General features: G+C 52.6%; 21 protein-coding genes. 11 read left to right on the top strand and 10 right to left on the bottom strand.

What is annotated here, in order from left to right; translation table 11 throughout:
• The first annotated feature begins 37 nt into the window (after positions 1 to 37).
• The 5 genes from TREPR_RS00540 (at position 38) to tsaD (ending at position 6,275) form a co-directional block, all read left to right on the top strand.
• A complete protein-coding gene (locus tag TREPR_RS00540) occupies positions 38 to 1,387 on the top strand; it encodes a sensor histidine kinase (RefSeq protein WP_015706314.1) in 1,350 nt (449 codons plus the stop codon).
• The gene (locus TREPR_RS00535) at positions 1,384 to 2,799 is read left to right on the top strand and encodes a sigma-54-dependent transcriptional regulator (RefSeq protein WP_015706313.1); all 1,416 of its coding nucleotides are present in this window, start codon (positions 1,384 to 1,386) and stop codon (positions 2,797 to 2,799) included. The genes TREPR_RS00540 and TREPR_RS00535 overlap by 4 nt, the downstream gene beginning before the upstream one ends.
• Before the next feature lie 179 nt (positions 2,800 to 2,978).
• Complete coding sequence (locus TREPR_RS00530) at positions 2,979 to 3,833, top strand: sigma-70 family RNA polymerase sigma factor (protein ID WP_015706312.1); 855 nt, start codon at positions 2,979 to 2,981, stop codon at positions 3,831 to 3,833.
• A gap of 293 nt (positions 3,834 to 4,126) precedes the next feature.
• Positions 4,127 to 5,236 carry a divergent polysaccharide deacetylase family protein gene (locus tag TREPR_RS17710; protein ID WP_015706311.1) on the top strand — a complete coding sequence of 370 codons (1,110 nt, stop codon included), beginning with the start codon at positions 4,127 to 4,129 and terminating at the stop codon, positions 5,234 to 5,236.
• Positions 5,217 to 6,275 carry a tRNA (adenosine(37)-N6)-threonylcarbamoyltransferase complex transferase subunit TsaD gene (tsaD, locus tag TREPR_RS00520; protein WP_015706310.1) on the top strand — a complete coding sequence of 353 codons (1,059 nt, stop codon included), beginning with the start codon at positions 5,217 to 5,219 and terminating at the stop codon, positions 6,273 to 6,275. The genes TREPR_RS17710 and tsaD overlap by 20 nt, the downstream gene beginning before the upstream one ends.
• A 35-nt stretch (positions 6,276 to 6,310) precedes the next feature.
• Here tsaD and TREPR_RS00515 read toward each other — a convergent pair whose 3' ends face one another.
• The 6 genes from TREPR_RS00515 to TREPR_RS00490 all read right to left on the bottom strand — a co-directional run bounded on the left by TREPR_RS00515 (position 6,311) and on the right by TREPR_RS00490 (position 11,421).
• The gene (locus TREPR_RS00515; RefSeq protein WP_015706309.1) at positions 6,311 to 6,655 is read right to left on the bottom strand and encodes a type II toxin-antitoxin system PemK/MazF family toxin; all 345 of its coding nucleotides are present in this window, start codon (positions 6,653 to 6,655) and stop codon (positions 6,311 to 6,313) included.
• A gap of 109 nt (positions 6,656 to 6,764) precedes the next feature.
• The gene (locus TREPR_RS00510) at positions 6,765 to 7,250 is read right to left on the bottom strand and encodes a pyridoxamine 5'-phosphate oxidase family protein (protein WP_015706308.1); all 486 of its coding nucleotides are present in this window, start codon (positions 7,248 to 7,250) and stop codon (positions 6,765 to 6,767) included.
• A gap of 14 nt (positions 7,251 to 7,264) precedes the next feature.
• Positions 7,265 to 8,542 (bottom strand): radical SAM protein, encoded by a 1,278-nt coding sequence (locus TREPR_RS00505; protein WP_015706307.1) that lies wholly within the window; start codon positions 8,540 to 8,542, stop codon positions 7,265 to 7,267.
• Between the two features lie 14 nt (positions 8,543 to 8,556).
• A complete protein-coding gene (locus TREPR_RS00500; protein ID WP_169313395.1) occupies positions 8,557 to 9,579 on the bottom strand; it encodes an ABC transporter substrate-binding protein in 1,023 nt (340 codons plus the stop codon).
• A 104-nt stretch (positions 9,580 to 9,683) separates the two neighbouring features.
• Positions 9,684 to 10,520 (bottom strand): ABC transporter permease, encoded by an 837-nt coding sequence (locus TREPR_RS00495; RefSeq protein WP_015706305.1) that lies wholly within the window; start codon positions 10,518 to 10,520, stop codon positions 9,684 to 9,686.
• 1 nt (position 10,521) lies between these two features.
• On the bottom strand, positions 10,522 to 11,421 hold the full coding sequence (locus tag TREPR_RS00490) for an ABC transporter ATP-binding protein (protein ID WP_015706304.1): 900 nt from the start codon (positions 11,419 to 11,421) through the stop codon (positions 10,522 to 10,524).
• A gap of 265 nt (positions 11,422 to 11,686) precedes the next feature.
• Here TREPR_RS00490 and pepT point away from each other — a divergent pair, with 265 nt between their 5' ends.
• Positions 11,687 to 12,949 carry a peptidase T gene (pepT, locus tag TREPR_RS00485; protein WP_015706303.1) on the top strand — a complete coding sequence of 421 codons (1,263 nt, stop codon included), beginning with the start codon at positions 11,687 to 11,689 and terminating at the stop codon, positions 12,947 to 12,949.
• The gene (locus TREPR_RS00480) at positions 12,949 to 13,836 is read left to right on the top strand and encodes a lysophospholipid acyltransferase family protein (RefSeq protein WP_015706302.1); all 888 of its coding nucleotides are present in this window, start codon (positions 12,949 to 12,951) and stop codon (positions 13,834 to 13,836) included. The genes pepT and TREPR_RS00480 overlap by 1 nt, the downstream gene beginning before the upstream one ends.
• Positions 13,837 to 13,889: 53 nt before the next feature.
• Here TREPR_RS00480 and TREPR_RS00475 read toward each other — a convergent pair whose 3' ends face one another.
• The 3 genes from TREPR_RS00475 to TREPR_RS00465 form a co-directional block, all read right to left on the bottom strand.
• Positions 13,890 to 15,803 (bottom strand): AMP-dependent synthetase/ligase, encoded by a 1,914-nt coding sequence (locus TREPR_RS00475; protein WP_015706301.1) that lies wholly within the window; start codon positions 15,801 to 15,803, stop codon positions 13,890 to 13,892.
• A gap of 399 nt (positions 15,804 to 16,202) precedes the next feature.
• The gene (locus TREPR_RS00470) at positions 16,203 to 16,946 is read right to left on the bottom strand and encodes a septal ring lytic transglycosylase RlpA family protein (RefSeq protein ID WP_041610949.1); all 744 of its coding nucleotides are present in this window, start codon (positions 16,944 to 16,946) and stop codon (positions 16,203 to 16,205) included.
• 162 nt (positions 16,947 to 17,108) lie between these two features.
• Positions 17,109 to 18,197 carry a hypothetical protein gene (locus TREPR_RS00465; protein WP_015706299.1) on the bottom strand — a complete coding sequence of 363 codons (1,089 nt, stop codon included), beginning with the start codon at positions 18,195 to 18,197 and terminating at the stop codon, positions 17,109 to 17,111.
• Between the two features lie 165 nt (positions 18,198 to 18,362).
• Here TREPR_RS00465 and TREPR_RS00460 point away from each other — a divergent pair, with 165 nt between their 5' ends.
• Genes TREPR_RS00460 through TREPR_RS00450 form a run of 3 tightly spaced genes read left to right on the top strand, consistent with a single transcriptional unit; the run spans position 18,363 to position 24,472 of the window.
• Positions 18,363 to 19,313 carry an AAA family ATPase gene (locus TREPR_RS00460; RefSeq protein WP_015706298.1) on the top strand — a complete coding sequence of 317 codons (951 nt, stop codon included), beginning with the start codon at positions 18,363 to 18,365 and terminating at the stop codon, positions 19,311 to 19,313.
• The gene (locus tag TREPR_RS00455) at positions 19,282 to 20,475 is read left to right on the top strand and encodes a DUF58 domain-containing protein (protein ID WP_015706297.1); all 1,194 of its coding nucleotides are present in this window, start codon (positions 19,282 to 19,284) and stop codon (positions 20,473 to 20,475) included. The genes TREPR_RS00460 and TREPR_RS00455 overlap by 32 nt, the downstream gene beginning before the upstream one ends.
• Positions 20,453 to 24,472 carry a transglutaminase domain-containing protein gene (locus TREPR_RS00450; protein WP_015706296.1) on the top strand — a complete coding sequence of 1,340 codons (4,020 nt, stop codon included), beginning with the start codon at positions 20,453 to 20,455 and terminating at the stop codon, positions 24,470 to 24,472. The genes TREPR_RS00455 and TREPR_RS00450 overlap by 23 nt, the downstream gene beginning before the upstream one ends.
• Before the next feature lie 4 nt (positions 24,473 to 24,476).
• On the opposite strand, the gene TREPR_RS00445 is transcribed toward TREPR_RS00450, so the two are convergent.
• Positions 24,477 to 24,884: an acyl-CoA thioesterase gene (locus TREPR_RS00445; protein ID WP_041611311.1), complete on the bottom strand. Its 408-nt coding sequence runs from the start codon at positions 24,882 to 24,884 to the stop codon at positions 24,477 to 24,479.
• A gap of 46 nt (positions 24,885 to 24,930) precedes the next feature.
• Here TREPR_RS00445 and TREPR_RS00440 point away from each other — a divergent pair, with 46 nt between their 5' ends.
• A complete protein-coding gene (locus tag TREPR_RS00440) occupies positions 24,931 to 25,446 on the top strand; it encodes an NUDIX hydrolase (protein ID WP_015706294.1) in 516 nt (171 codons plus the stop codon).
• Positions 25,447 to 25,454: the final 8 nt, after the last annotated feature.

Raw genomic sequence — 25,454 nt, 5'->3', positions numbered from 1 at the left:
GCGGCGCCGATATAATGAAAGGAAGGGGACAAAATACATGAAAATTTCTCAACGGACATCCTCCTTTATAGCAGCCTTGCTTTGCTGGGCCCTCTTTTCGGCTCTCACGGTTTTTATCATCCTGGGGATGCGGGACCGGGCCCGGCTTATTCGGGACAACGATAATGAGCAGCTCTTTAACCTGCTCTTTACCAGCCTCAGAACCTATGACGATTTTGGTTCCGCCATTGAGTCTTCCCCGGTTCTTATGGAACGGATCGCCGGGTTTGGTATTTATGGGGAAGATCTCACCCTGTCCTATTACTGGGGGACAGTACCCCCGGTGTTTGATGAAAGCGGGCTGCAGAATCTGAGGGCCGTCAAAAACGGCCGCTACACCATTCCGGACAAACGGGGGTCCCGGGTAAAATTCATACTCCAAACCGGGTGGATGCCCGCCCCCCAGCCTCCCCCGCGCAACCAGGAAACGAACAAGAACCGTAATGACCACCGCGAAAAAATCCCCCAGCCTTTGCCAGGTTTCTTCAACTACCTTGCCCGGAGCAAGTACATCTACATTGATATAGACCACAAAGCCTACTGGCGAAACCGGACACTGACCGCAGTATTCTTTCCCCTTACCGAACTGGCCCTTTTGGCGCTAATTTTCTTTGTCCGGGGGCTGTACCTCCGCAACCGGGAATACCGGGACCGTATCGAAGCCCAGCAGAATCTGGTAGTCCTGGGAACCGCCGCAAGCACCCTGGCCCACGAAATAAAAAATCCCCTCCTCTCCATCCGACTCCAAACAGGAATACTGACAAAAATATTCCCCGACAAGGGGAAGGAAGAACTGGGAATTATCAACGAAGAAATTGACCGCCTTTCCGCCCTGAGCTACCGCATCAATGATTATCTCCGGGAAGCCGAAGGGCATCCTGTACCAATAAATAGTGTTACTGTGCTTAGTGAAATATCAATCAGACTCCTGGGCAGAAATAGTATTGATGAAAATTCTGTTCAGAATGGGTTTGTCCTTATGGACAGTGAAAGGGCCCGTTCGGTCTTTGAAAATATACTCAGAAACGCCCTGGAAAGCGGAAGCCCCGATGCGGCTATCACCGCTTCTATAACGCGGATCGGCGAAGGCAATTCCAGCGGTGAAACCAGCCTGACCATCAGTATCTATGACCGGGGCGGCGGCATAGCAGAGAAGGATCTGGAACGGGTGTTCGATCCATTTTTTACCAGTAAAAGTACCGGCACCGGCATCGGCCTTTCCATCAGCAAGCGCTTTGTGGAAGCCGCCGGGGGGACCATCAAAGTTGAAAACCGGGAAGGGGGCGGAACCGTAGTTTCGGTTACCCTGAAAGAATACAAAGAACAAACAACAGAGAGGGCATCATGAAAGTATTAATAGTAGACGATGAACGGAACATCCGGGAGTCCCTGAAAAAATATTTAAACCTTGAACAAATAGATTCAACCGCCGCGGAAACCGGAGAATCGGCGCTCCGCTGCCTGGAACGGGAAGCCTTTGACGCGGTAATCCTGGACCTCAAGCTGCCTGGGATGAGCGGCCAGGAAGTGCTTGCATGGATCCAGAGCCGGGGCATACTCTCCCCGGTGATCATGATCTCCGCCCACGGGCAGATCGCCGATGCAGTGACGGCCCTGAAATCCGGGGCCAGGGACTACCTGGTAAAGCCCTTTGATCCTGCGGAGCTGATTATCAAACTCCGGCAGCTGGTTGAAAACAAGCGCCGGGAAAACCGCCAGGAAACGGAGGATCGCGCCGGAGCCGGGGAAAATTCCCTGATTGGAAACAGCCCGGCAATGCGGGAACTATCCGCCCAAATAGATAAGATCGCCGTCTCGGACGTTACGGTGCTGATCACCGGTGAAAGTGGCTCCGGCAAGGAGGTGGCTGCCCGGGAGATACACCGGCGCAGCGGCTATGCCCCGGAGCCCTTTGCGGCGGTAAACATAGGCGGCATCCACGAGGGGCTCATGGAGAGCGAGCTTTTCGGTCACGAAAAGGGCGCCTTTACCGGGGCCGCCGCCAGGAAACAAGGCCTCTTTGAGCTTGCCGGCAGGGGCACCCTCTTCCTGGACGAGGTGGGCGAAATGCCCATGCCCCTCCAGGTCAAACTCCTGCGGGTGCTTCAGGAACGGAAGATCCGCCGCCTGGGTGGCAACGACGACATCCCCGTCAATGCCCGGATCATCTCCGCCACCAACCGGGATATTGAGACCTTGGTCCGGGAAAACCACTTTCGGGAAGACCTCTATTACCGACTCAACGTATTCCGCCTGACAATTCCGCCCCTGCGGGAACATCCGGAAGACATACTTCTTCTGGCGGAATACTTGTTGAAAAAACTCAGTTCCCGCATGGGGCGCCACCTTCCCGCTCTTTCCCAGGGGGCCACAGAAAAACTCCGGGGCTACCCCTTTCCGGGCAATGTGCGGGAATTGGAAAACATCCTGGAACGGGCCCTTATTTACGGTGAAGGTGGAACCATCACCCCAAAGGACATCGATCTACGCCGCCCCGGTAGAGGCCCGGTACATACCGCCGAGACCGATGACACCGGGGTTCCGGCCCCGCAGGGAGACCCTGGGGACAGTGAAATCCGGATAAACAGCCATAACGGTAATGAAACGGAGAACGGCGTTTCCTCCCTTGAAAGCGTTGAACGGGAAGCTATACGAAATGCCCTTGCCAGCACAGAGGGGAACCGGACCAGAGCAGCCTCTTTGCTGGGAATCAGCCGAAAAACCATCATCAATAAAATCAAAGCTTATAAATTGGAGTAACATTTTTCATACACCATTATTGCTAAAAGGTATGTTATTTCATACTAAAAAGGCAAAATTTTTCTTAAAAAAAATTTGCTGTTAAATTTAATTCCTTATTGTAGAAAGAATTAGCTAATTTTCTTTTATTAATACAATTACTTGGCACGATTTATGCTTGTATATAGTGCGAGGTTATTATGGAAAAGAAACAACTTACCAGCCAATCTGAAAATGCGTTACAAACCTACTTTGATCAGATCAAAGGGATTCCCCTTTTGAGTTTCGAAGAAGAGCTGGAATTATCAAAAAGAATACAGCAAGGGGATGACGCCGCCCGCAACCGGCTTATTGAGGCCAATCTGCGACTGGTGGTAAAAATCGCCCGTTCCTATATGACCTCGGATATGCCCTTCATGGATATCATTCAGGAAGGAAACCTCGGACTTATGCATGCGGCAGAAAAATACGATCATAAGAAGCAGGTTCGCTTCTCAACCTATGCCTGCTGGTGGATCCGCCAATCCATCACCCGTTCTCTGACCAACAAGCGTCGGGCTATACGGTTGCCCCACCGGAAGGAACTGCTGCTGAAAAGAATCCAACGGGCCTATCATTCCCTCAGTCAGACTCTGATGCACAAGCCTACCAGTAATGATCTTGCAATAGAAATTGGAATTCCGGTTGAGGAAATCGAATTCATCCTGCGTATGACCAGTAGTCTGATCTCCCTGGATATGGATGCCGGAACCGATGAATCAATAACCGTGGCGGATCTTCAGGAGGATTTTACCTACAGTCCCGAACGGGCGTTCATGAAAAAATCTTCCCGGCTCGAAACTATCCGATTTCTGAACCGTCTCAAGGACCGGGAAAAAAGCATACTCCTGGATCGCTACCAGCTCAACGGCGGGGAACGGCCTACCCTCAAGTCAATAGGCGATAAGATGGGCATCTCCACAGAAACTGTGCGGCAAATTGAACTGCGAGCCTTGAAAAAAATGCAGCCTCATGCGGAGGAATTGAAAACTTGTATGTATCTGGAAGCAATATAGCTTGCATTAACAATTCTGTTTATGATGACTATATTGGGTTACTGACCGGGTCGAGCAGGCAATTCCCCCCCCCCCCCCCCCCCCCGACCCTAACCTGTAGAGTCTGCTTGCGGAGCCCAGTAGGTCTCCTCCAGCAGGGAATTCCAGAGACAGGGGGCAGGGCTATTCCCCTCCCGCCCCTGCCTCTATCCCTGTATATCTACCGTAAAACTATTGTTATACATTGTTCTGGGTAAACTGGATTGGTTAATATGCGTTGACCTAGGCGCCTATTAAGGAGTATCTTCTGGTTTGTGGGGAAAATTCCTAGAAAGCCTGGGCCGGCTAAGCGAAAACAATCAACAAAATCCGGGCGAAAAAAAACACGGGAACCCCGGGGCAATTCCCGCAGCACAGCTCGAAAAAAGAAAGCTAAAAAATCCAGCCTCTCTGCAATCCTGGCAGCGGCGGCTATTATCGCTGCTGCGGGGCTGGTTTTTCTCATCCTATTACTGACCAACCCTGTAGCGCTCCAAACCAGGCCGCGGAATCCTACGGCGGATACTCCTACTCTGCCCCGGCAATCTCCGCCGGCGGCGCCTGACAGCCACAACCCGGAGGCGCCCTCGCCGTTCAATCCGGCGCCGGTGCTTCCGTCGAAGTCTCCCGCAGAACCGGCGCTTCCTGCGGCGCCGCTCACCCCTTCCGCCGCTCCCTCAAGACCTGCGCCGGTGCACCTGGGAACCCTGGCTTTCGTGATCGATGATGCCGGGAACAACCTTTGGGAGCTGGACCCCTTTCTGCGGTTTCCCGGTGCCCTGACCATCGCGGTGCTGCCGGGGCTGCCCCATTCTGCCGAAGCGGCTCTGCGCATCCGGGCGGCGGGGAAGGAGGTTTTTCTCCACCAGCCCATGGAAGCCCTGGGAGGCCAGGACCCGGGCCCCGGGGCTATCTACAGCGGCATGAACCCCCGGGAGATACGGGCTATTATTGAAAAAAACATCGCTGAAATTGGGCCTATTGCGGGGATGAACAACCATCAGGGCTCCAAGGTTTCCCTGGACCCGGAGGCAATGGAAACCGTACTTGCCATCTGCCGTGAATATGGCATATATTTTTTAGATTCAAAGACCACCGCAAATACCGCCGCGCCTGGGTTGGCAAAGCAGATGGGCATAAAAATAGGAGAACGGGACGTGTTTATTGACAACATACAGGAAAAGGCGGCTATGATCCGGTCAATGGAAGAGGGAATGAAAAAAGCGGAGCAAAAAGGAAGCGCGGTTTTGATCGGCCATACCTGGTCCCAGGAACTTGCCTCCACCCTGATGGAACTGTACCCGGAGCTGGTAGAAAGGGGCTTCTCCCTGACAACCATTTCCCGGCTCGTGATGGGAATCGGTGATGAAGGTTCTTGGTATTGAATCCTCCTGTGACGAATGCGCCGCAGCGGTAGTGGAGGATGGGGAACGGGTACTCTCCAATGTGGTAGCCACCCAGATCCCTTTTCACGCCAAGTACAACGGGGTGGTCCCGGAAATAGCCAGCCGTATGCATACCGAATGGATCTACGGGGTAGTGCAGGAAGCCCTGGAAAAGGCAAGCCTCAGCCCCGCAGACATTGATGGGGTTGCCGCCACCGCCCACCCGGGGCTGCTGGGGTCCCTCCTGGTGGGCCTCAGTTTTGCCAAAGCCTTTGCCTGGGCGCGGAAGCTCCCCTTTATCGCCATAAACCATATGCTAGCCCACCTCTACGCCCCCCGTCTTTCTTTAACCGGGGAAACAGTGCAGCAAGTTGATTACCCCTTTTTAGGACTCCTGGTTTCAGGCGGGCACAGCATCATTTGCAGGGTAGAGAATTTTGACGACATCACCGTCCTGGGGACCACCATCGACGATGCGGTGGGTGAAGCCTTTGACAAGGTGTCCAAATACTACGGCTTCGGCTACCCCGGGGGTGCCTACATCGACCGGCTCGCAAAAACCGGGAATCCCGATGCCTTCCATTTCCCCATGCCCAGCCTCCACAAGGGGGACCACCCCTACGACCTCTCCTACTCGGGACTCAAAACCGCGGTGATTAACCAGTTGAACCAGTTCCGCAATTCCAAAGCCGCATCAGCCCCGGACGGCGCGACCCCCGCCTCGCGGCCCGAAGATATCGCCGCCTCGTTCCAGAAAACTGCGGTAGAAATACTACTCCGCAGCCTCCTCCGGGCCGCTGAGGACACGGGGTTGACCACCATCGTAGCCGGCGGCGGGGTGGCGGCAAACTCCCTGCTCCGGGCGCGGCTCGCAGAAAAGACCGAGCTGCGCTGCATCTTCCCGCCTCTGGAATTCTGCGGGGACAACGGCGCCATGATCGCCGGCATCGGCTATCAATACCTCGCCCGGGGGGATCGCTCGCCGCTAAATGTGGTTGCTTCCGCCCGGGTACAGGGGTTTAAGAAAAAATATCCCTGACAGCAATTCTGTTCGGCTGTTAAGGTAAACAGCTCTTATTCCGGAAGTTCAAATATCTGCTTTATCCCCGCATTGATTTTTTCCATAACACTTTTGGGAAGCATGGAAACCTGTTCTAAAAGATAGGATTTATCAATCGTGAAAATCTGGGAAAAATTAATAGCAGATGTTTTTTCCAGACCGGAAACAGCCTTCTCCAATAGAAAATTTGGGGGCGCCTTGGCAAGTTCCAGGTTTGAAGTAAGGACTGCGCAAATTACCGTACTAAGGGCGCTGCGGTTATAGGTGTCCCCCTGGATAACCAGAACAGGCCGCCGTTTTGCCGGCTCCGATCCCCTGGGCGGCGGCAATTCCGTCCACCAGATTTCACCCCGAACCATTACCAGTCTTCCCCGGCAAACAGGGCCGATTGGGCCTGTTGTATATCATCATCCAGAATGGAATTTTCCCCTATATTGAGAATTTGGCCGATTGGTTACAGTACTTGATTTACAAGGAATTCACCCCCGGCCTGATACTTGATCGGTCCAGATATCGGAAATGGGGATGTAAAACATCTTCTTCTTTCTTCCGAATCTCCGGGTTTTCATTTCTAATATCAACCGGAGCCAGGTACCATAGTCCGGTAATATCCGAATCATCTCCGCGTTTTTTCCTTATGGCTGCAAAAAACTGCTTAAACAGGGGGCTATAAAAATCAAAACGAACAGGCTTTACCTTAATCTGGAAGGAATGTCCCCGGTCATTAAAGACCGACAAAGATACATAATTGCCAAAATAAATAGCCCGGACCAAATTACTGTTTGTACGGGAAGATTCCCGCCATTCCGCAAATACAATAAGACCATCATCCAATACCAGAAAATCCTCTCTCGCAACCGCATGGGGACTCCCCTGTTCATCAGTGGTGGCTATTATTTTGATCGATTTGTCACTTTGAATCAGATCAATAATTTCCCGTGTCAATATACTCATTTTTATAAAACTCCTTAAACAGTTATGTAGGGGTAATCAAGACGGCTAAGGGAAGAATCCACATGACCGCAACGACGATAATCATTAAAACCAACCGGGATATGATATTTTTTACGCAGTTCATATAAACCCCTGGTAAGGCGGGCATAATATTCCAATGACGGAGGAGTCTGCCCTTCCCGATAAAACACCGATGGCTTTCGGACCCATAATACACAGAGGGTAGTACTAACCCCATGCTGGGCCATAATTTCGGCACCCGTCAAGGTAGATTCCAGACCCTCTTCAATAGTTTTAAATCCATAGGGTTTTGCCAATTCAGCGCCCCCTACCACTTGATTACATACATTGCCCCTTCCATATATTTCCACCGCATTAAGGGCGCTATCCCACCAATAATCATACCCGTTGTATTTATTCTTTCCCGGACAAATTTCAGCAAACATTTTTCGATCCCATACCTCAAGGTGAGGCTCCACTGCGGATACCCCTGCGGCTTTGAGTTTTTTCCAATGTTCTTTACCCAGAGCGCTTACCACAAGCCGGCAGTTAAGATCTTTGGTACCAGCTCCCCTTTCTATCGCTCCCATAACCTTGAGGTATTCATCGGCCTCATAATCATAGGGTGTTTCTCCCCTGGGATCGGACCCTGCGGTAACCCGGAATCCCTGCCAACGGCCTTTTTCTTTCAGCGCTTCTGTTATGGTCTCCGTTATATCCTGCAAACTTTCTTCTGTTTGTTTTGAACCACCCTTAATATAATCCCCAACCAAACTGCAATACTTACAGGGAATTCCCTCTTTCCAAAAATGACAATATCCATAGACATCAACCGTAAGGCAGCCATTGGGAACGACGGAAACCACCTCTTCCATAGGGGTTCCGCGACTGGTTTTTTTTCCATAATATTCTGCATAACTGGAAAGAAATACCTGTTCTACCGGTTTATTGTTTTCAAAGATCCAAAACTGATCATCAATTGTATCTAGGACATAGGGGGAACTGCCTTCAAGGCGTATATCCTGATCCTTCGACTGGGAACTTTCTCCGGGGAATCTCGGCTTTTCAAGATTCAATCCATCGCTGGTAAAAAATCCATCAAGGATGTATTTTTTCTTTCCTCCATTTGTAGTCTCAAAGAGATAGCCATTTTTTAGCGCCAACACCTCCGCACTATCGGTCGCCCTGATCCCCCGCAGGGAAGCATCGGTTTTGAATAAAATGGTCGGCGGAATATCCTGAAAACGTTCAGCGGTATCCTTCAAAACAGAACTTGCATTTTCTAAATTCATTTTTTCTCCTTTGTTTATTTGCCCTTGTAATAGGGATTATATTCATTGGTAAACAAGTGGGCAGGTTTTATTTGCCCCTCCTTTACATTTCCCAAAGTCACGAGCCAGTCTATCCACAACTGAGCATCCTGCTCAGACATGAGCCCCCCCTCGCTGGCAATGCCAAAACCCTTCCAATAATTCATTACAGCCGGATCCTCCTCCCGATTTCTTTTTTCCATAATGTTCCTCAACCGGGCAACAACCACATCCAGTGGGTTATTCTTGGACCATTCTATAGCCGTCGCTATGCCCTCTACCAGTTTTCTGGTTGTATTAGGATTATTCTTTGCAAATTCTTTGGTAACGGTACTGATATTGGAAACCGTGGGCCCAAAGGTTGCCACATCGGTGCTCAATTCCCAAAGCCCGCCGCCGGCTACCGCTTTTTCTTTTGTTTGTCCGTTCAGGGTAGCCCCATGAATTTGTTTTGAGCGCAGGGCCTGTTCAGCATTCATGGCAGGGACAAGTACAAGCTGTACCTGTTCTATCTCCGCAGGGCTAAGTCCTCCGTTAGTAAGATATTTTTTGATAAAAGCCTCAGATGCGGCGCCGAAACTATTTAAACCTATTATCTTGCCGATAAGATCCCGTGGGGTTCGGATACCGCTGCTTTCCAAAGCATATAAACCAGTGGTCGTCTTTTCATCACTGCCAAGGGAACCAATGATGCTTATCAATTTTCCATTAGCGGGATCAGCCTCCGATGCAAGCAAGTTAATAATTCCGGTCATGTGGGACCCACCAAGATCGATTTGATTTGTTTGTAGAGTCTGCAAAGACTGCGGCCCACCGCCGCCACTCCCAACATAAACCAGCTTTAAAGGTTCCAGGTACCCAAGATCTTCGGCCAACTCAAAGGGCTGTACCATACCAGGGCTTCCCTGGTACCTTATTTCAAGCGTCTCATACTGGTCTACAGCAGCGTTTTGTGTATTGACCGCCGGTTTATTGGTTCCGCTATTTCCGCATCCAAGAACGAAAAAAACTGAGGCCATACCTGCTAAGTAGATTCCTATTTGTTTCCTAAAAACCATTATTCTGTTTTCTCCTTTTGAAAAATATATGTCATAACTGTCTTTTAACAGTTTAGGACTATCCTTTATGGACTAGATTTTGGTTTCCATGAGGTAAATTTGTTTTCGATTCCTAAAATCAGATAATTTATTGATACTCCCAATATCATGGTGGTAAGAATCCCAACGTACATCCGGGGTATCATGAAACTGTATTGAGCATTGGTGATGAGATAGCCCAAACCGGATTTAGCGCCCACCATTTCGGCGGCGATAATCACCAACACTGCCGCTGCAGATGAAATCCGCAGCCCTGTAAATATGGAGGGTATAGCCGCAGGTATGATGATTTTTCGAAACATAACCGCATTGGTCAGTCCCATGGATCTGGCCAGCATGATGAGCAGAGGATCCACATTTTTTATTCCACTGATGGTATTCAAGATAATAGGCCAGAGACAGGCAAAGGCTACAATGGTAAACTTGGACGCCTCTCCTATCCCCATAAATAACATAAAAACAGGTAACATCGCCAGGGCAGAGGTATTTCTGAATACCTCAATGGGTAGGGTAAGCAGATCAGACATGGTTTTATACCAGCCTATAACCAGTCCCAGAGGTATCCCAATTCCTATGGCTATGGAAAAACCTGCAATTGATCTAAAAAGGCTGATAGATACATGGCGCCAAAGGGCTCCTGACATTATCATTTTTTTAAATTCAGCTAGGATCAAGGACAAGGGAGGGAGGAAGGTATGATCTACCCAGTCCTTACGGGGTGCAATCTCCCAAGCGCTTATTAATAAGCTTAAGAGGAGTATCCTTTTTATAATAACCCACACAAAGGGATCAATATTTTTTTTTATACTTCCCACCTTGTTATCACACTTGTCTGTGACCGCTTCCAGGATTATTTCACTCATTTTAAACAACCTCTTTCAAGTTGACCGTAAGATCTATTCCATTATTTTTTTCCAGCCCCTTTTGGATCTTCTCACTTTGAGCTTTTTTAACTTCCTCTCGCAATAATTCCCAAACTATATGCCGAATCCGTACAAATTCAGGGTCCGACCGCAAATCGTCAATATCCTGCCGTGAAGAGGGTAATGATATATCTACAACCTGCTTGATTCTCCCTGGTTTACTTGTCATTATTGCTACCCGTTGTCCCAGATAGACCGCTTCATCAATAGAATGGGTTATAAACACGATAGTTTTTCCGGTAGTTTCCCAAATGCGTAACAATTCATCCTGCAGGGTTTCGCGAGTCTGTGCGTCCAGAGCCGCAAAAGGTTCATCCATGAGGAGTATATCCGGGTCATAGGCCAGGCTCCGGGCAATAGCGACCCGCTGCTTCATTCCACCTGAAAGTTCGTGGGGATACCTATCCTCAAAACCATCTAACCCCACCAAGGTAAGGTAACGTTTTGCAATTGCTATTCGTTCCTTTTTAGCTACCTTTTTAACTTCCAGGCCGAATTCTACATTTCCCAAAGCTGTTTTCCATGGCAGGAGGGCATATTGTTGAAACACTATACCCCGGTCAAGCCCAGGCCCGTTTATGGGTTTACCGTCGATATAAATGGCACCGCCGGTTGCTCTTTCCAGTCCTCCCAGCAAGTGCAAAAAAGTAGTCTTTCCACATCCGCTGGGTCCCACCAGTACCATAAATTCGCCTTCCAGGACCTCAAGATTCACATCCTTCAGTGCGATAAAACTCCCTGGCAGATCCGGTCCACCAATTTTGCCTTTTTTTTGAGGTCTCAGCACAAAACTCATATTGAGGCCTTTTGACTGAATTTTTATCGCCCTTTGTCTAGGCATACTTTCTCCCTCTTCTCAGATCCTGCTTTTTCGATAGAACTCAAGGTATCCAGTGTATATTATAATATACTTATGTTTAATAAGATATGGCTTTTAATAGTGCCTGTATGTCGTGAAAACTACGACAGTTTCACAAAAGTTTATAATATCGCTGCCGTATTGTGTCGGCGTGTCCGGAAAAAATAACTGCAACTGCGGCCAATGGCTGATGCGACAAATTCAGGTACTTTGCATACCATTCCCGTGAATGGTATACTACCCCCCTATGGCTACCAAAATCAGCGATATCGACGATTCCCGGCTCTCGGAGCTGGTGATACCCCGTTTTCTGAAATATGTCCGGTACTGGACCACCAGCGATCCCAATGTTAAGGAAACCCCTTCTACCCCCGGCCAATGGGACCTGGCAAAAGCCCTGGCTGAAGAACTGCGGGGTCTTGGGCTTACGGACGTAGACCTAACGGATCATTGCTATGTCATAGCCCGGCTGCCCCCCAGCCCGGGCAGGGAATCCCGACAGACTGTGGGATTTTTGGCCCACCTGGATACCGCCTCGGATGTCTCGGGCAAGGATGTTAAGCCCCAATTGGTTAAAAACTACGATGGGCAAAAAATACAACTAACCGGCACCAATGTTCTTGACCCAAAAGAGGACACCTCCCTTGCCGCTCAGAAGGGGAAGGCCATTATTCACACCGACGGCTCCACCCTCCTGGGGGCGGATGACAAGGCGGGCATTGCGGAAATTATGGGCGCCCTGGAATGGCTCCTTTCCCACCCGGAGATTCCCCACGGGCCGGTGGAAATTATCTTTACCCCGGACGAAGAAACCGGCAAGGGCCTTCCGGAATTTCCCCTGGAGCGCATCAAATCTGCTGCCTGCTATACCCTGGATGGCGGCCCCTGGGGTGAGCTTGAGCTTGAATGTTTTAACGCCTATGTCACAACGGTTAATTTTCAAGGGAAGGCCATACATCCCGGCTATGCCCGGGGGATCATGGCCAATGCAGTCCTCATGGCGGCTTCCTTCGCCACTATGCTCCCCCGGTCGGAGAGCCCGGAAGCTACCGATGGCTATTACGGTTACTACTACCCCATGGAAATTACAGGCAATCCGGAAAGCGCTTCCCTGAAAATTAATATCCGGGACTTTGAACAATCCGGCATAGAGCGGCGGATTGCGGCTCTGGAATCTTTTTTACCTGCAGTACAGGCCCAGTTCCCCGGAGGGTCAATCACTATGAATACGGATCTCCAGTATCTTAACATGAAGAAAAAAATTGACGCCCGGCCGGAAGTGCTGGAAATACTTCAAAAAGCAGCCTCTAATCTGGGAATCGAATCCTATCTTAAGCCTATACGGGGCGGCACCGATGGTTCACGGCTTACAGAGCTGGGGATACCCACCCCCAATATCTTTACCGGGGGCCGGAACTGGCACAGCCGCACCGAATGGGCGGCGGTCTCCGAGATGATCGCGGCTTGCAAACTGGTGATCGAACTAATACGGAGCTGGGGAGAAGTATAATGGAAACACTAAGCGGGAAATTCAAGGAACAAATACAGAAAGCGGTACGGCTTTCAAAAGTCTCTACGGTGGTGACCGAACAGGATGTCTACCAGGAAGGGGACCAGAATGTCCTGCCCTTTCTGCATAAGATGGTGGAAACCCTGGTCCTGCCCGGTTCGGGTATCTCCGGCTTTGAGCACCTGAAGGAACTGCTGGAAAAGGCCAACGCCGGCCATTCCTGCCTCCTCTTTGTGGAACATTACAGCAATATGGATCTGTCAGCCTTCCATTATCTTTTACAGAAGGAACCGGACCCGGGCAAAGCCATCGCCGATGCCCTGGTAGCCATTGCGGGGATCAAGCTTAACGAAGAAAACCCGGTGGTGGCGGCCTTCACCGGCGCCCATACCCGGCTGGTCATTTATCCCAGCCGTTCACTGTCCCACCTGGACCCTGTAAAGGACCGGGCCGAACTAGTCCGCAGTAACGGCATCAACCGGGCCGCCATGAAAGCCTTGAGCGATATTAAGGTGAAGGGCAAACTGATCCTGGTCTTCCCTTCCGGAACCCGGTACCGGCCCTGGGATCCCCAAACCAAGAAGGGTGTCCGGGAAATTGATTCCTATATAAAATCCTTTGAATATATGTGCATGGTAGCCATAAATGGAGAAGTCCTCCACGTCAGCCCGGGTGACATGATGGATGATTTCGTCAGCGAAGATGTGGTGCGCTACACCGCAGGGCCGGTCCTCTCCTGCGCCGAATTCCGCAGTGCCGCCCGGGCCGTAGCCGAAGCTGCCGGGGTAGAGGACAAGAAGCAAGCCGTGGTGGATACGATCATGGAAAGGCTGGAAGAAATGCACATTGCCGGCGAGGCGGACCGGCAAGGATATCTGAAAAAATAACTTTTATTCGTGAGTCTGGTTTAATACCCCGGTGGGGCTTGCCCCGCGAAGGCTCATTTGCCCTTAAACAGGTTCGCAATTTCCCTGCTGTAGTTTGCGGAAATCTTTTGGCGTATCAGCTCCATCTTGCCGGTCAGCTCAACTCCCACTGCAAAGGGCTTAGGAATAAGCCTGAACTTAAAGATCCGCTCAAAGGGCTTAAACCCTGCCTGGGGGCTCACCAGTTGGAAAACATCATTGGCTATCAGTTCATTTATTTCCGGCTGCTGCAGGAGCAGATCGTAGTCCACAATGGGGATGTTGTTTTCCTCCGCAAAGCCCATAATCGCTTCCTGGACCGGGACGATCAGGGCTGCCAGGTACTTTTGGTCCTGACCGACCACCATGCACTGGGCAACCCAGGGGCTTTCCTGGATCTTAAGCTCTATGGGAATAGGCTCCACGTTTTCACCGCCCCGGAGTACTATGGTGTCCTTGGCCCGGCCGGTGATCCGCACCTCATTGTCGTAGGTCATCATGGCAATATCCCCGGTTTCAATCCAGCCATCGTCGAACAGCACCTTGGCGGTTTCCTCGGGCTTCCGGTAATAGCCCTTCATGACCTGGCCCCCCCGTACCTGGAGATGCCCGTTGTTCCCCGGCTGCAGGATAGCACCCTTATTGTCCACGATCCTGCATTCGGTGTCCAAGAGGACCTGTCCCACGGTATTCCGCCGGGCAGCCTTGTACCGGCGAACCGCCACAATGGGCGATGTCTCCGTAAGGCCGTAGCCTTCCTGAAGCCGCAGGCCCACAGCGTTAAAAAAGAGGTCCACCTTCACGGGTAGGCTGCCCCCGCCGGAAATGCCCGCCCTGAACCGCCCGCCAAGCCGCTTCTTTACCCGCCGGAACACCAACAGCCAGGCAAGGCCCCGGGCCGGACAGAGCAAGACCCAGGGGAAAAAGCCGATAATTGCGTCCAGGACACGGATCCGCCCGTGAAAATTGGGGAGTAGGCCAAAAGTCAGGTCCCGAAAGTAATTGTACATGATCCCTAAATTGACAAAAAAATTAAACCAGTTTTTCCAAAACCAGCCCTGCTGTTTTACATTCCGGTTGGTCCAGTCCATGATGGATTCCCAGACCCGGGGAACGCTGACCATCCACTGTGGGCGTATGTTCTGGAAATCCGGTAGCAGCACCGAAGATATGGGCTTAGAATAGGCAATGCCGTTGCCCAGGTAAAAAATAACGTACTCTATAGACCGCTCAAAAACATGCCATACCGGCAAAACCGAAAGCCAGATATCCCCGGTCTTTGTCTCGAACACCAGGCGGAACGAGGGCTGCTGAACCAGAAAATTCCTGTGGGTCAGCATAACACCCTTGGGTATCCCGGTAGTGCCGGAAGTAAAGATGATGGTCGCCAGATCTTCCCCTTGGCCCTTATTCATTTCCGCATCTATCTCTTCAGGGTTTTGGGAATGACGCTTTTCCCCCATTTTCAGTAATTCTTCGTACAGGCAGACAGAGAGCCCCCCAGCCTTTACCGCTTCCAGGGTCTTTTCATCAACTGTGTCATAGCTAATAAGGGTTTTAAGCAGGGGCAATTCCTCCCTGCGGGCGAGTATCTTGGTTATCTGCTTCTGGTTTTCCACAAAACTGATGGTACAGTCAGTAAATCCCAGAATATAGGCAATTTCCTGTTCCAGGGAATCGCAGCCCCGGGGTACGTCCGCGGCGCCTATAGACAGCACCGCAAAATCGCTCACCAGCCATTCCTGGCGATTGTCCGAAATAATACCGATATGATCCCCCCGCTTAGCCCCAAGCTCCAAAAGCCCGGCTGCCACATGGCGAATCTCATCATAAAATTGCTGATAGGTCTTGGGCTGAAAATGCCCGGAGGCATCCTTCGCATACTGAGCCCCAACGGCTGGAATAGCCCGGACGCGTTCCCGAAGCATAAGAGGAAGGGTTTGTTCCATAAAAACAATAACTCCGGAGATAGTATACCCCCTTTCATATGCAATGTCAAGATGACACTATTTGCCAATTTGTCATTTTCGGGCAAAAAAAAGCCCCCCGGGAAAAGGAGGTGAAGAAACCCGGGAGGCAAAGACAAAACGGTTGTTGCATTAGCTATGCTGCTTAACAAATTTTAGACTGATTGCAAAACACTGATGTAAAGGCTCGTCTAAATAACCGCTTCATCAAGTTAAAAGATATAATATTTACCCCCCAGGGTCAAGAGATTAGGAAAAAAATAGTTGATTAATAGAGTAATAAAACACAAAAATTTGAAAATTCCGCCTGTTTTCCCCTCAAATAAGCTCTGAAAGAAAAGGCCCCGCTATTTTGCGGGGCCTTTTCACTAAAAGCAAGTATTAATAACTCTCAGGCCTAATCCAGGCTTCCGTAACATCCAGGTTGCCTAAACGCTGGGCTATCCAGGGTATATAGGCCGCAGGCACGCCGGGAATTACCACCCGGATATAGTCCTCAAACCGTTCAAAGTAGGGGTGGAAGCCCGCCGCTACCAGGCGATCAAAGGCCTCTTTGGCATGTAAGGGCAGCCGGTAGGACCCTGCCTGCACGCGGAATATGGCGGTGCTGCCTGGCTCAGGCATACGGGGTATGATCCTGGCGGGAGGCTTGACCACCGGTCTGGGTGGCGGCGGTGGGGGAGGCGGAGGGGGCGGCGGCGGCGCTGCCACGATTGCCGGAGGCTCTGGTTCCGGCTCAGGCTCGGCCTCAACAATCACCACCGGTTCCGGCTCAGGCGGCGGAGGCGGTGCAGCCACAACGGTCACTCTTTCCAGAAGGATCGGGATTGAACCATCCGCAGGTATGCCAATTGCATCGGCCGCCGCACGGGACAGATCCACTATGCGGTCCACCGATGTTTGTATACGCCCTGTAACAGTGGCGGTGACTTCCTGATTGGTTTCGGTATTGGTTAGCTTTATAGTGGTACCGATGGGCAAGCTAGGGTGGGCTGCGGTAAGCCCATCTGAATCCAGAGTTCCTGTTGCAGATCCCCGCTGCCTGAAATTCCGGATTTGGGCTTGTGCAGCACAGAATCCTGTGATCATCATACCCAGCAAAAGTACCGTAAAAATCCGTTTCATTTTATACCTCACAAGTTAATACCCTTCCCTGGGTATACTGTATATTTATCGGTCAATAGTTCCGTATTATTAAATCAACATATCCCGCCACAAGCAGGGGTATCATGCCCATAAATACGAATTAAAACGCCCCAAGGACACGGCCCCCGGGGCAAACAACACCTAGTTAAACCTTGCGCCTCTCAGCCGGTTGACACCCTGCCTCCGGTTCATGAACCCTGTTCTGAACCCGGCGGTAACGGAAATGACATACCGCTGATACTCAACCCGCTTATCCTTGACCGTAGTGTTATTCAAGAGGTCCATATTGAACCGCATATCAAACACCAGGATACCCGCTCCGGATTTAATCCCAAAGTCCAAACCGGCGCACCAGCCTAACGGGGAAGGCTTACTGTCTTCAGTGAGGGCGATGGTTGTATATATCCCCCCATAAGGTTCAACAAGGTAGGAAGTCCCGGGCTTTATTACCCCCTTAACCAGAAAGGGAATGGTGAACAGGGGAGTTGTATATTTGCCCTTCGCTCCCGCAGCCACTGTCCCATCGGCGGATGCAGCCTTTAAGGAAGAAAATTCAGCATTGTCCAGACTGAAAATTGCTTCCGTCTGAATAGTCAGAAAATTAACAACATGTATTCCCGCATCTACCCCTGCTTCACCGGTAAAAGTCCAGACATCAAAATCATCCCCACTGGGACTATACAGACGGGGGGACAAGCCGATCTTCCCGCCCAAGTATATCCACTTATGCTTCCAAGAATCATCATCCGGAACCGCGTTAACCAGGTTAACGATATTGGCTATACGGCCGGAATTGTTTTCCGAGGTATCGGAAGGGGGGGCAATCACCACCGGGGGAGGGGCTTCGGAAACAAGAAAGGGGGCATTAGCCATCATCTGCCAGACCAGGAACGGTAGCTGTTCATAGGATTCTTCTACCCGGGTATAAAACAACTCCTGGGCAACCAATTCCCGCCCTTCTCTCACGCTGCTCAGGGTAATGCTCAGCACATTCCCATCATCTTCCGGAGCTAAGGAACTGCTAACCGAGTAAATAGCATCCAGGAGATCGTCAATGATGGTGTACCCCGCTGCGGAAACTTCCATCTTGACGTTTTCCTCAAAGAAGGATTGGTCCGCCCGGCTCCCGCCTGTCACGGGTTCAACAAATATCGTGGTATCTGCTCTGTTTTGGGAAAATACCAGGACAGCCGAGAAGAAACAAATTGTTACACATAATAGCTTTTTCATTTGGTTACTAACCCGCCAGTTATTTTTAGTCTACCATGATAATTATCGTCAATTAATGCGATTTTGCCCATAAATTTCTCAACTTTTTCTATGATTTTCCGATATTAGTTTAGCCTTTGTTCTGACTTCCAATCATTCCCCAATGTATGGTATGCTAAACTTTATATGAAACCTGAACAAGCGGCGGAAGCCCTGATTGCCGGGGCTGGGCGGATTATCCGGGGGAAAGGCTCCTTTCTGGAACTGCTCACTGCGGCGATCCTCGCCAAAGGACATGTATTAATAGAAGATTATCCTGGTTTGGGCAAAACTACGGTGGCAAAAACCGTGGCAAAGCTCATCGCCGGTGCAGACGGCAAGCCGCTGCTGTTTAAGCGTATCCAGTTTACCCCGGATCTGCTTCCCTATGATATTACCGGGGTGGACGTGTTTGACCCTGAAAGCCGCTCCTTCCGCTTTGTCCCCGGGCCGGTGCTGGCTAATATCGTGCTGGCCGATGAAATCAACCGGACCACTCCCAAAGTACAGTCCGCCCTGCTGGAAGTAATGGCGGAACGGCAGGTAACTATCGGCGCCTCCACCCACTACCCGCCGCTGCCCTTTTTTGTCATAGCCACCCAGAACCCCATTGAAAGCGAGGGGACTTTTCCCCTGCCTGCCGCCCAGCTGGACCGGTTCATGATGCGCCTCTCCCTGGGTTACCCTGACCGGGATGCGGAACTGTCAATCTTGGAGGACAACCCTTCTGAACACGCTCTCAATGATCTTGAACCTGCGCTCACTATGGAAGATTTCTTGGCAGCTCAACAGGCGGCGGAAGCGGTTTTCTGTCACCGTTCCCTGAAGGAGGCCATCGCCGACACGGTCCGGGATACCCGCACCCACCGGGGCTTCCTCCTGGGGGCCTCACCCCGGGCGGCCCTTCACCTGCTGGAAGCGGTAAAAGCTTTAGCATTGGTCCGGGGCCGGGACTTTGTTATTGACGAAGACTTGGTGGCCCTGGGGGCGCCGGTACTGGCCCACCGGCTGAAACTCCGGGACCCCCGGATCGGAAACGGGGAAAAGCTTATTCGGGAGATCTGCCTTGCGCGAATCGACAGGATCAAGACCCTCTGACCTGGGGGCCTCCCTGTTCGGTCTGACCGTTCTGGCCCTTGCAGTGGGAGCCCTGCGGAAGGAACTCGCCCTGACTTTGGTGGGCGCCGTATTTCTTGGGGCCCTGATCTATTTCCTCGTCGCCGCCTTCATTCTGGGGGGGCTATACCGGAAGCGGGTCCGGCTCCTTTCAGCCCGCATACTGAACCGCAGTATCCCCGCTGGTGGAACCGGGGAATTGACCCTCAACCGGGATAAAGCCGGGAGCCGCCGGTTTTTTCGCCTGCCAGGCATACTCATACGCTACGAACTGCGGCTCGGAACCCGTGACGGCCGGGAGATTCACCACCTTTTTGATCCGGATCTGAAGGGTGAATACTCCTCTTTCCCGGTCCCTGAACGGGGAGCCTATTATGGCCCTTTAGATCGGCTATTTATAGGAGATATTCTGGGGTTTTTTACCCTGTACCTTCCCATCCCCCAGGAAAAGGAAGTGCGGCTTTTGGCCCTCCCCGGAGCGGCGTCTGAGCCCATACCGGTATATATCCACTCCGGCGGGGACTCCCAGCGCCAGAATGTCCACTATCAGCGCACAGACAACCTTATCGACCACCGGCCCTATATGCCTGGGGACGATCCCCGGCGGATCAACTGGAAGCTCTACGGCCATGCCCCCTCCAGCGAGCTCTTTGTCCGGGAAGGGGAGCCGGAGCCGCCCCCCCATTCCAGGCTGACCATACTGATAGATACCCTGGCGGACCCGGCCCTCTACGATCCCGCTGCAGGCCGGCGGGGTGTGGATCTGCTCTGTGAGAACGCCCTGGCGATTGTCCTGGAATATCAGCTCCGGGGCATGGAAATCTCCCTGGGCTATACCGGCAGCATTATGATTGAAGGGCAAGGTCCGGAACTGGCGGAAGCGCTGGCCTATCCGGCAGCCTCCGGAGGAAACTCCGCGGACTTGCCGGTTCCGCCGGCAGACCGGGGGCTGCTGATTCTGGCCTTGCCCCGGACTGAGGCTGATGCCGGCGCCCTAGACCGTTTTCTGAAGGAGCGCGGCAGGGCAGGGCAGGGCTTGGACTTGGCGTTCCTTCATGAGGAAAACTTGGAGGAGGCCGCCGAAGCCTGTGTGCAGGCCTATAACCGGAGGGGGGGGATCCATGCCCGGCAAATCCGGCTCTAACATCGCCCCCAAGGCGGCGGCCCTGGTCCTCCGGTCCCTGGCCCTCTTTGCCATACTCTGGCAATTCCGGCTGCTGGCGGCGGATTTGGCGGATACCCCGGTCTATGCGGCGGCCTTGGGCTGTGCCTTTGCGGCAGCCTTTATCCTGGGGGGGAAAAAGGTCCGGGCCCTTCCCGCTTTGGCGATACTTATTCTCATACCCTGGATTACCCGGATTGCCATCGCCCTGCCCCGGTTTTTCACCCCCAGTCAGGGGATAGGCGTCGGCGCCATACAACTGGATTCCCTGCTCCTCAACCTGGATCGGAACAACTTTGTATCATTGTTCCCCTTTTATTGGGCAGCAATCACCAGTTATTTTGCCGCACGGTCCCGGCGCTTCCTCCGGGGGGAAATCCTGTGCGCGGATCTGCTCATCCTGATACTGTACTCGATCATACGGAGTTCGGACCTGGAAGCTTACCGCTGGCCGGTTCTGATGATTGCCCTTTTTGCAGGCATACTCTTTTTACAGATGCTTGCCTTCATATTATCCCTGCCCCCGGAATACAAGCTGCGGAAGCGGGAGGGTATCCTGGGAGGCGCGGTGCTGTTCATCCTGGTCTGCCTGGGGGGCATACTCCTGATCCGGCCTTCCCAAGAGGGTGCGGTGGGCAAGGGGGGCGGGCTCCTGGAACCGAACCTGTTCCACTTTGATTTTTCCCAGGTCCTCAGATTAGAAAGTGAAATCAGCATGAACGATGATCTGGCCTTTATCGTCCGCAAGGACCCTGAGGATGATCATATCTTCCTCAGGCGTTTTGTGCTTTCCGGGTACAATCCCAAGCAGGGATTCTACCGTCACGAAACTATCGATGAGGCGGCCCAGCCCCAGCGGCTGCCGGACCGGCGGATCCTTCTGGATACGGAGCCTATCATCAATTTTCGGGAAACAAATCAGGAATATTTTTTAGTAAACTTCGATTCTTCCGCCCTGATTGCCATGAAAGAGCCTGTAGAAATACTTCCCTTTGACAGTTGGGACGCATCCTCCTTCAGTTCCGCCTATGGGGTACGCAGTTATGCCAGCGACGTCTTCCCCTTTGAAATGGCGGATTCTGTGGCGGGAACCTTTTCCGCTCAAGGCAAGTTTATCCCGGCGGATGGCAAAACCCTGCCTGAACTCCTGGGCCTAAGCCCGGAGGAGTACGCCTGGTACACCGAATACGGCGAAAACGGACCTATCGCCGCCCATGCCCGGGAACTCACCGAGGGGCTTGATTCCTATTGGGAAAAGGTGGAGCTCATCTATGAAACCCTGAAATACGGGGACTACCGGTATAGTCTCAAACCGGGGATAGCCCCGGACGGGGATCAACTGGGTTACTTCCTCTTTGATGCTAAGCGGGGCTACTGTTCCTACTACGCCTTTGCCATGACCCTGATGCTCCGCTCCCTGGGCATACCCGCCCGGGTGGCGGCTGGTTTTTACCTTGATCCCGAAACAAATACGTTTAATTACTACCCCGTCCGTTCCGATATGGCCCATGCCTGGGTAGAGGTACGCTTCCCCGGATATGGCTGGATTGAATACGACCCAACCTCGGTGACCCTGGCGGAGGATGAGGAATTCCGCTTTTCATCCGGGGTCCCCCAGGACCTGTTTGAACGGCTCATGCGGGAGATCCTGGAAAACCGCTCCCGGCTTTCTCCTAAGGAAGGGGCCGATGACAGCGCTTCATCCTCCGCCTTGGGCGCCCTGGGCCGGAATGTCCGCCATTTCCTTGGCCGCTACTGGATTCCCCTGGGAATACTCCTTGTCTGTCTCGTCTTTCTAAGCATACGCTCAGGTCTCCTCTGGCTTTCCTTCCTGACCGGGCAGAAATTCCCCCGGAAAAAGACGGGGCTCCTCTGGGCCCATACCCTGCGCAGGCTCCGTCTGGCAGGCTATAAACGGGATCCCCGAACCGGGGAAGCCGAATGGGCCCAGGGCTTGGAACAAGCCATCCCCGGGGTGTACGGTCTCTACCAGGGTGTAGCCGCCGCCCGGTATGCCCCAGACTACCGTCCGGAACAGTGGCTGCCCTTCGCAGACCTGTACCGGGCCTTTTCCGCCGAATATGCCAGGCGTATACCCCGTTCCCGGCGCATCCTAGCCTGGCTCTGCCCACCCCTGGCCCTAATAAAAAGGAAAAAAGGTGACAGTCACCTTTTTGGGCTGCTTGTCATATTGTTGATTGCCTTAAGTGGCGATGGGGTCCAGGCCCAGTTTATTGACGGAGAAGGGAGCCCTGCAAGCGTCCTGTATGGGAAAGCTATGGATGCCGAACAGGCGGAATTCTGGGAGCGGGCTATCGAGCTTTACTCACAGGGGATGGAACTTTACCCGAATGACTTCCGTTTCCCCTGGTCCCTGGGCCGGCTTTATGATAGCCGCAGCCTCTACGGCCTGGCCTGGGACGTATACCGGAAGGCGGAAGCCATAGACCCCAAGGACAGGGAACTGCTTTACCAGATGGCCCAGACTACAGGATACCTGAATGAAACCGTAGCAGCAGTGGAATACCTGGAACGGCTTTTGGCCCTGTACCCGGATCAACAGGAGGCCATCGGCAACCTAGCCTGGAATTACTATAAGCTTCACCGACTGAATGAAGGGGAGCGGCTTCTCATAGACGCCCAGGAACGGCTGGGCCACAGCCCGGATTTTGCCATGACCCTGGGAACCATTTATTCAGAAATGTTCTATTATGAGGATGCTAAAAAGTGGTACCTGGAAGCCATAGCCGGGGGCGAACGGGCAGGGGACATGCGCTTCGCCTCGGTGGCCCACTACAACCTCTCCCTCCTGGAAGCCCGGTTCTACCATTTTACCGAGGCCCTTGACCGGACCAACGCTTCCCTGGCAGCCCAGAACCGTTCATCGGGGTGGCTTTCCCGAGGCGAACTCTACCTTCACCGGCTGGACTTCCCCCGAACCTTCGCTGATTATCAGGAAGCCTACGAAAGCGACAACTCCCCCCTGTCCAAGATCAACATGGCCCAGGCTTTTCAAATTGCCGGCCGCCTGGAGGAAGCCCGGCTTTACGCAGAAGATTGTTTAGGCAGCCGGGATTTATCGTGGATGATAAACTACGGCATCGATCCGGTCCGGTATAAACGGGATATCCATCAGATACTCTGGTATACCTACGAGGGTCTTGGAAAAACCGAAACCCTGACCCCCTGGACCGGCATCCGGAATCGCTTCAACCATCTGGCCCGGGCCGGCTACTACCGCTTCCAATCCGCGGTCCATCGTCACCTGTTCCGGAAGTACAGCCTCCTTGCGGCAGACGCCTATCGGGCGGATCCCCAGGCCCCGGGTGAATTGCGCCAGGACGCCCTGATCCAGTACTACAACGCCTTTGAAGCCTATCCCCGCCGGGCCCAGGCCTACCTTGTCCTGGCCCGGGACGCCGAAGTCGCCCAAATACCCCAGGCGGCCTATTCCTACGATGAGGAATTAGGGGCCCTCCTGAAAAACCGGGACCTGCTCCGCCAGTCCATCGACAATTTCGACCCCATCTGGGAACGGGACATGATAGCCGACACCTACGCCGATTTAGCTAAACTTTCCACCGGCCTCTCCCGCCGGACGGAACTGCGGGACACCACCGAACGGCTCTATGCCCTCAACCGGGGCGCTATCCGCCAAAATGGCTTAAAGCTTCCGGTAGAACTGACCCTGGACGCTTCGCCCGATTCTGCCGCAGATACCCGCCGCCTGGACCGCGCCCTCCGCAAGATCCTCCCCAAGGCTGGCCTGGAGCCGGTTAAGCCAAGCGACGAAGCCATCCCTCCCCGTTTCATCCTAAAGCTCACCACCACCGAGGCCGCAGAAATTCACTGCGAACTCTACGATGGTGGCCGGGGAACAAAGGTCTGGCAGCGCTCCATCCCCCTACCCAGCCTGTCCAGGAAGGACCTGGCGGAATTTGCCCGCACCCTGGCGGGAACGGCTTTTTCGGTAAGATGAATCCCTAAGGTTGGGGTTTTTCCGGCCTGAGTCCGGGCATATCCCACTGAGGCGGAATCCGGGTAGGAACGCCCTTGGAGTCCACAAAGGCCCAGGTGACCTTTGCTTCGGCGATGATCTCCTCCCCCCGGAGTATGCACTGGGCGATGACGCCGCTTACCGCGCCTTTCTTGATGGGCCAAGAGCGGATGAGAAGTTCATCCTCCGCCCAGGCGGATTTTTTGTAATCGATCTCAACCCGGGCAACATAGACACCGTAGCCCGCCTTTACCATAGAAGGGTAATCAAAGCCTACGGACTTGAGCAGCTCATACCTGGCGTATTCCAGGTAGTTCAGGTAGTTAGCGTTGTTTACATGCCCATTACTATCACATTCGTAGGTACGAACGGTTAAAAAACATTCACAAATCATGCCGCTTATTATATAATATAGAGAAGTAAGGTTCAACGAGGTTGCCATGTTCAGATATTGTCCTGACTGCAGTTCACAGAATATACAATTCAAAGAAGGCAAAAAATCTTTTTGCCCGGACTGCGGGTTTACCTTCTACCATAACACCGCCGCCGCCGCAGGCTGTGTCATCAGCACCGGGACGGAAATCGCCCTTTTGATCCGGGCCAAGGACCCCGCCAAAGGAAAACTGGACCTCCCCGGGGGCTTCATAAACCCCGGGGAAGGGGCCATCGAAGGGCTGCGCCGGGAGTGCCTGGAGGAAATCAGCTGGGACCCGGGACCGGACTTAGTCCTCTTCGCCTCCTTCCCCAATATCTACCCCTATAAAAACATTACCTATAATACCTGCGACCTCTTCTTTACCATCACCGCGCCGGGACTCAAGCCCGGGGATTTTAAACTGGAGGAGCATGAAATTGGGGGTGTACTTTTTGTAAACCCATTCGAAATAAAACAGGAGGATTTAGCCTTTGATTCAACAAGGCGGGCAATAAACGCCTTTTTGAATTTCAGAAAATAGGATGTTCT

The organism is Treponema primitia ZAS-2 (genome assembly GCF_000214375.1).
GTDB classification, from domain to species: domain Bacteria; phylum Spirochaetota; class Spirochaetia; order Treponematales; family Breznakiellaceae; genus Termitinema; species Termitinema primitia.
The sequence above is the reverse complement of the archived record's forward strand: the minus strand, read 5'-3'. Positions and strand labels throughout refer to the sequence as shown.